Origin of the sequence: uncultured Oscillibacter sp., assembly GCF_910587525.1 — a bacterium.
Lineage (GTDB): Bacteria > Bacillota > Clostridia > Oscillospirales > Oscillospiraceae > Oscillibacter.
Genome location: NZ_CAJULS010000148.1, coordinates 1 through 4968, shown reverse-complemented (window position 1 = coordinate 4968; position 4968 = coordinate 1). Strand labels below are relative to the sequence as shown.

Genomic DNA, 4968 nt, shown 5'->3' with positions numbered 1-4968 from the left:
TCGGACAGCTTCGCAAACCGTTCTGCGTTCAGCTTGCCCATAACGTGGTCCTCGTGGCTACCAGTTTCCATGAGTACACAAACTGCGGCTTGCCGAATGCGTCTACATATTTATATGCGTATCTCCCGTCTTTTCTCTGGCTCTCTCCAATCCTTAATATCCTTCCTTTATTGTCCCATCTTTTTTCTGACATAGTGTGAAGCTCCTTTCCGTTCTGGAACGAGCCTTGATACGACATCCTTCTATTATACCGATATTTCGGCTCGCTGCAACTATATGAGGACAACACAATGGAGATCACCATCAAGAGATATAGCCGCAAGCTGACCTATGAGGACGCCACTACCCCGGACGATTTCTGGGAGCTGGCCAAGCGCACCGAGCGGAGCCTTGACCGGGAACAGCGGCGGCTCTGGGACGGGCACGAGTGTGACGAGTACATAATCGCCGCCCAGTGCGTTCTGCCCTACTGCGCTACCCCGGAGGAATTGGTCTGCCAGCAGGAAACGCTGGATGAAATTCTGGCACGCCCTAATTTCTTCCACCCATTTACCCCATGGAATCAGGCGATCCATCTGCTACAAAAATTTTTTCTTCTTTGTCCGCGTCTGCGACAGTTCGTCCATCAGGCCCGACAGACTTATCTGTTTATTCATGTCCCTATTTTACCACATTTTTATCCCATGCACATTTGCTTTGTGCGGTGTTGCCACTATGCTTTTGGCCTATTTTCTCAGGTATCATAGAGCTGATTTGTGCAAATCCACTTATGATTAACAACTCTTCGAACACGCTCTGTCTGGGAAAATGCGCAAAATCTCTTAAATACCTACAAATTTGGAAACAGACGGGATATCCAGCAATTTCTAGTAGACACTATCTAGCTTTAGTCAGGGATATTTCTGTCGTTTTGCCAAAAAATACGAGTTTTTTCTGATACGTATTGACAAAACAAACAAAACTGCTATAATATACCAAAAAGGTACTCTATAAAGGAGCGTGATCCGATTGCTGCTGACCCGGGAAATGGACTATGCTCTGCGTATCCTCCGGGCCCTGTATCTGGAGGGGCAGCTTTCCGCCGCAGCAATTGCTGAAAAGGAACACATGTCCAAGGCTGTTACACTAAAAATACTGAAGAGGCTCCATGCCGCCGGCATGGTGTCCAGCCGTCGGGGATCCAGTGGAGGCTATCTGATCCGGCGGTCCTGCGAAGAGCTGTATCTGCGGGACTTGTTTCTGGCACTTGGAGACCCTGCTTTTGTCAACCGCTGCCAGCGGCCTGGTTACCGGTGCGAAAACCGGCAGCCAGAGAACTGCGGTATGTGCCAAGAGCTGTCCCGCATCCAGAAAGCGCTGGACAAAGAGCTACGCAAAACGCCACTGAGCGCAATGTTCCAAGAACTTTAATATAGAGGAGGAAGTATCTGTATGCTGTATCAAACCACACAGGCGCATGAGGAGCTGCGGGCCAAGGTAAGGGAATTTGCCGAAACTGAGGTAAAGCCCATTGCTTTCATGCTGGACCAGAACAACCAGTTCCCCACCGAGGTGGTCAAGAAGATGGGTGAGCTGGGCCTGATGGGCCTGCCCTACGAAAAAGAGTACGGCGGCGCCGGGGCAGACGCCCTGAGCTATGCCATCGCCGTGGAGGAGCTGGCCCGGGTGGACGGCGGCGTGGGCGTGATTTTGTCGGCCCATACCTCTCTGGGTACCTACCCCATCTACGCTTTCGGCAATGAGGAACAGAAGAAAAAGTACCTGCCTGACCTGTGCTCCGGCAAAAAAGTGGGCGCCTTCGGCCTGACCGAGCCTAACGCCGGTTCCGACGCCGGCGGAACCGAGACCACCGCCGAGGATATGGGGGACCACTACCTCCTGAACGGTGAGAAAATTTTCATCACCAACGGCGGTCAGGCTGACACCTATGTAGTCTTTGCCGTCACCACGCCCGGCATCGGCACCCGGGGTATCTCCGCCTTGATTGTGGAAAAAGGCTGGGAGGGCTTTACCTTTGAGGAGCACTATGACAAGATGGGCATTCGTTCCTCCGCCACCTGCCAGCTGAACTTTAATAACGTCAAGGTTCCCAAGGAAAATCTCCTAGGCAAAGAGGGCCAGGGCTTCAAGATTGCCATGTCCACCCTGGACGGCGGCCGCATCGGCATCGCGGCCCAGGCGCTTGGCATCGCCCAAGGGGCCTATGAGGCCGCCGTGGAGTACTCCAAGGAGCGCGTTCAGTTCGGCAAACCCATCTGCCAGCAGCAGAACGTGGCTTTCAAAATCGCCGATATGGCTACCAAGCTGCGCTGCGCCCGGTTCCTGGTCTACTCTGCCGCCGAGTTGAAGCAGGCCCATGCTCCATACGGCATGGAGTCCGCCATGGCCAAGCAGTACGCCTCTGACATCGCCCTGGAGGTCACCAACGACGCCCTGCAAATCTTTGGCGGCTGCGGTTATATCAAGGGCATGGAGGTGGAACGGTTCTACCGCGACGCCAAGATCACCACCATCTATGAGGGCACCAACGAAATTCAGCGGGTGGTCATCGCCTCCCACATTCTGGGCAAGGCGGCCAAGGACACTTCCGCCGCCCCCGCCCAGCAGAAGGGCCCAGAAACCGGAGCCCGCAAGCGCCTGATTTTCAAGGACGGCACCGCCCAGGAGAAGGTGGAAGCCCTGGTGGCCAACCTGAAAAAGGACGGCCATGACTTCACCGTGGGCATCCCCATGGATACCCCCATCACTCAGGCTGAGCGGGTGGTCTCCGCCGGACAGGGCATTGGGGAGAAGAAGAATATGAAGCTGATCGAGAACCTGGCGAAAGCTGCCGGCGCGGCTGTAGGATCCAGCCGTCCCGTGGCTGAGACACTGAAATATGTGCCCATCAACCGCTATGTGGGCATGTCCGGTCAGAAATTCAAGGGCAACCTCTATATCGCCTGCGGTATCTCCGGCGCTATCCAGCATCTGAAAGGCATCAAGGACGCCTCCTGCATTGTTGCCATCAACACCAACCCCAATGCCAAAATCTTCAAAAACTGCGACTATGGCATCGTGGGAGATGTGATGGAAATCCTGCCCCTGCTCACCGCCGCCCTGGACACCGGGGAGAAACAGCCTGCGCCGCCCATGGTGAAGATGAAGCGGATGGCCCCCAAAAAGGTCTATCAGCCCCGGAAGCTGTATGTCTGCAACGGTTGCGGCCACGAGTACGATCCCATGCAGGGCGACCCGGAGAACGAGGTCAAGCCCGGCACCGCCTTCAAGGACCTGCCCGAGGGCTGGACCTGCCCCCACTGCGGCGAGACTGTGGACAGCTTCATCGAAATTGAGGCGTAACCATTCTAACAGAATAATAAAGGAGGAGATCCTATATGTATAATTACCGTATGGTCACAGACGACCTCTACTGGGTGGGCGCGGACGAGCACCGGCTGGCCCTGTTTGAGAACATCCATCCCCTGTACCACGGCGTATCCTACAACGCCTATGTCCTGCTGGACGAGACGACCGTTCTCTTCGACACCGCAGACTGGGCGGTGGGCCGGCAGTTCATCGCCAACGTCAAGGCTGTGCTGAACGGCAGACCCCTGGATTATATGGTCATCAACCACGTGGAGCCGGACCACGCCGCGTCCATTGAGGAGATTCTCCTTCGCTGGCCCAACGTGAAGATCATCACCACCCCCAAGGCGGTCACGCTGTTGAACCAGTTCGGCTTCGGCCTGGACCCCAATCAGGTTGAAGAGGTCAAGGAAGGGGACACCAAGTGCTTCGGCAAGCACACGGCGGCCTTCGTTTACGCCCCCATGGTCCACTGGCCGGAGGCCATGGTGACCTTCGACACCACCAACGGCGTCCTTTTCTCCGCCGATGCCTTTGGCTCCTTCCGCTCCCTGGACGGTAAGCTCTTCGCCGATGAATTTGACTTTGACCGGGAGTGGATCGACGACGCCCGCCGGTACTACACCAACATCGTGGGCAAGTACGGCCCCCAGGTGGTGGCCCTGCTGAACAAGGCCGCCAGCATCGTGGGGCTGGACAACATCAAGTTCCTGTGTCCTCTCCACGGTCCGGTGTGGCGCAAGGATCTGGGCTACATTATCGACAAATACACCCATTGGGCAACTTATGAGCCGGAGGAAAAGGGCGTCATGATCGTCTATGCCTCCATGTACGGCAACACCGAGGCCGCCGCCGAGGTTCTGGCCGCCAAGCTCACCGCCCGGGGCGTCACCAACACCAGGCTGTATGACGTGTCCTCCACCCATGTCAGCTATCTGATCTCCGATCTGTTCAAATACAGCCACCTGGTGCTGGCCTCCGTTACCTACAACCTGGGCATTTTCCCGCCCATGCACAATTTCCTCACGGACATGAAAGCCCTGAACCTCCAGAAGCGCACCGTTGCAATCATGGGTAGCGGCTCTTGGGCACCCCGCTCTGGCGCACTGATGAAGGAGGAGATCGAAAGCCTGAAAAACATGACCGTTCTGGACGAGGAGATGACTGTTACCTCTTCCCTCAAGGCCGATAATGAATCGGAGATCGATGCTCTGGCTGATGCCATCGCTGCCTCGATCAGGGGAGAGGGCAAGTAAAGAGCCATACGAATACAAAATTTCGCTTAAAGATGCGTTTCCTCCCACTGCCTGCTAAAACTTAAGACAGAAAGCGTGTTTGCGTCGATACTGACGCAAACACGTTTTCTATTGAATGCCCCCACCCAGGCCAAACAAGTTTGTGAGGCTTGATAGATTGCCTCGTGCGTTTTCTCATATGCTTCTACCGGCAAATTCCCCGCTTCATTATGCAGCATCTTCCTTACCCCGATGCTATTTTACCATATTTCTTCCCTTATTGCTATTTCAGAGAACTGCTCTAGATATCTTGAAAAGAATCATGATTCCTTTTAAATACTGCGGTGTGTAAGCTGCAGCAGGCCGCTTTCAGCGGCTCTGATTT

4 protein-coding genes and 1 pseudogene are annotated in these 4968 nt (G+C 55.0%); 4 read left to right on the top strand and 1 reads right to left on the bottom strand.

Annotated elements, in window-relative coordinates; genetic code table 11:
- Nucleotides 1-52: 52 nt before the first annotated feature.
- Nucleotides 53-193 (bottom strand): annotated as a pseudogene (locus QZ326_RS11140) (integrase DNA-binding domain-containing protein); the annotation flags it as partial.
- Nucleotides 194-290: 97 nt separating this feature from the next.
- Between QZ326_RS11140 and QZ326_RS11135 the strand changes: the two are divergent.
- The 4 genes from QZ326_RS11135 (at nt 291) to QZ326_RS11120 (ending at nt 4604) form a co-directional block, all read left to right on the top strand.
- Nucleotides 291-746, top strand: a complete 456-nt coding sequence (locus QZ326_RS11135; protein ID WP_295745185.1) for a hypothetical protein — start codon at nt 291-293, stop codon at nt 744-746.
- Nucleotides 747-999: 253 nt separating this feature from the next.
- Nucleotides 1000-1410, top strand: a complete 411-nt coding sequence (locus tag QZ326_RS11130) for an Rrf2 family transcriptional regulator (protein WP_295745183.1) — start codon at nt 1000-1002, stop codon at nt 1408-1410.
- A gap of 21 nt (nt 1411-1431) precedes the next feature.
- Entirely contained in the window at nt 1432-3342 is a 1911-nt protein-coding gene (locus tag QZ326_RS11125) for an acyl-CoA dehydrogenase family protein (protein ID WP_295745181.1), read from the top strand.
- Between the two features lie 35 nt (nt 3343-3377).
- The gene (locus QZ326_RS11120; RefSeq protein ID WP_295745179.1) at nt 3378-4604 is read left to right on the top strand and encodes an FprA family A-type flavoprotein; all 1227 of its coding nucleotides are present in this window, start codon (nt 3378-3380) and stop codon (nt 4602-4604) included.
- Nucleotides 4605-4968: the final 364 nt, after the last annotated feature.

Excerpts from the sequence above, each read along its gene's own strand:
- QZ326_RS11120 (WP_295745179.1), top strand. The coding sequence starts at position 3,378 with ATGTATAATTACCGTATGGTCACAGACGACCTCTACTGGGTGGGCGCG.
- QZ326_RS11135 (WP_295745185.1), top strand. The coding sequence starts at position 291 with ATGGAGATCACCATCAAGAGATATAGCCGCAAGCTGACCTATGAGGAC.
- QZ326_RS11125 (WP_295745181.1), top strand. The coding sequence starts at position 1,432 with ATGCTGTATCAAACCACACAGGCGCATGAGGAGCTGCGGGCCAAGGTA.